A 1,639-nucleotide genomic window follows, 5' to 3' on the forward strand; every position below is an offset into this window, starting at 1 on the left:
ACCACCAATACTGGTGTTACCGCTACATTAACTATTGAAATCACCCCAGTTGATGATGCGTCCTTTTTGGTCAACGATACCAATACTGTTGCTGAAGACAGTGTAGCAACGGGTAACGCATTAGATAACGACGGTGATGTTGATTCAGATTTAAGCGTGGTGACATTTGAAGTTGACGGCCAAACTTATACTGCCGGCACAGAAGTCACACTTGAGGGCGGTGTACTGATCATCAATGAAGATGGCTCTTATACCTTCACCCCAAATGAAAACTGGAACGGTACAGTTCCTGTTATTACTTACACTACTAACACTGGTGAAACAGCGACATTAACTATTAATGTAACGCCAGCCAACGATGCACCTACCATTGATGTAGTTGCCAATGACTTTACTGAAAACAGCGCCGTCGATGGCGATGTGGCCGCAACCTACACCACCTTTGATGAAGACGGTGATTTACTGACCGTGGACTTCACCCCAGGCAGCAATGACGACGGTTACTACGCGTTGGTGAACGGCGAAGTGGTATTAACCCAAGCGGGTGCTGACTTGGTTAACAACGGCGGCACGCTGCCGGCGGTTGATTTAACCGTTTCTGATGGCAGCTTAACCGGTCAAGACAGTGACACTCCGGTGATCACTCCGACCAACGATGCGCCGACCATTGATGTGGTCGCCAATGACTTTACTGAAAACAGCGCCGTTGATGGCGATGTGGCAGCAACCTACACCACCTTTGATGAAGACGGTGATTTACTGACGGTTGACTTTACCCCAGGCAGCAATGACGACGGTTACTACGCGTTGGTGAACGGCGAAGTGGTATTAACCCAAGCGGGTGCTGACTTGGTTAACAACGGCGGCACCCTGCCACCGGTCGATTTAACCGTCTCGGATGGCAGCTTAACCGGTCAAGACAGTGACACCCCGGTGATCGCGCCGACCAACGATGCGCCGACCATTGACGTGGTCGCCAATGACTTTACTGAAAACAGCGCCGTCGATGGCGATGTGGCCGCAACCTACACCACCTTTGATGAAGACGGTGATACACTGACGGTGGACTTCACCCCAGGCAGCAATGACGATGGTTACTACGCGTTAGTGAACGGCGAAGTGGTGTTAACCCAAGCCGGTGCGGATCTCGTGAACAACGGCGGCACCCTGCCACCGGTCGATTTAACCGTCTCGGATGGCAGCTTAACCGGTCAAGACAGTGACACCCCGGTGATCGCGCCGACCAACGATGCGCCGACCATTGACGTGGTCGCCAATGACTTTACTGAAAACAGCGCCGTTGATGGCGATGTGGCAGCAACCTACACCACCTTTGATGAAGACGGTGATTTACTGACGGTTGACTTTACCCCAGGCAGCAATGACGACGGTTACTACGCGTTGGTGAACGGCGAAGTGGTATTAACCCAAGCGGGTGCTGACTTGGTTAACAACGGCGGCACGCTGCCGGCGGTTGATTTAACCGTGTCTGATGGCAGCTTAACCGGCCAAGACAGTGACATTCCGGTGATCACTCCAATAAATGATACTCCTGTTTCTGACAGCTACAGCTTTAGCTACAATGAAAACAGCACTGACACCACCGTGATTGGGACTGTGAATGCCACCGATCCAGAAG

The 1,639-nt window shown here is 51.9% G+C and carries 1 protein-coding gene; it reads left to right on the plus strand.

Features of this window, described 5'->3' with window-relative positions:
* A partial coding sequence (locus tag AAEY94_RS20570) for a cadherin-like domain-containing protein (RefSeq protein ID WP_350979892.1) occupies positions 1–1,639 on the plus strand: 1,639 nt, incomplete at both ends.

The sequence above is a fragment of the Shewanella sp. AC34-MNA-CIBAN-0136 genome, assembly GCF_040309945.1.
Lineage (GTDB): Bacteria > Pseudomonadota > Gammaproteobacteria > Enterobacterales > Shewanellaceae > Shewanella.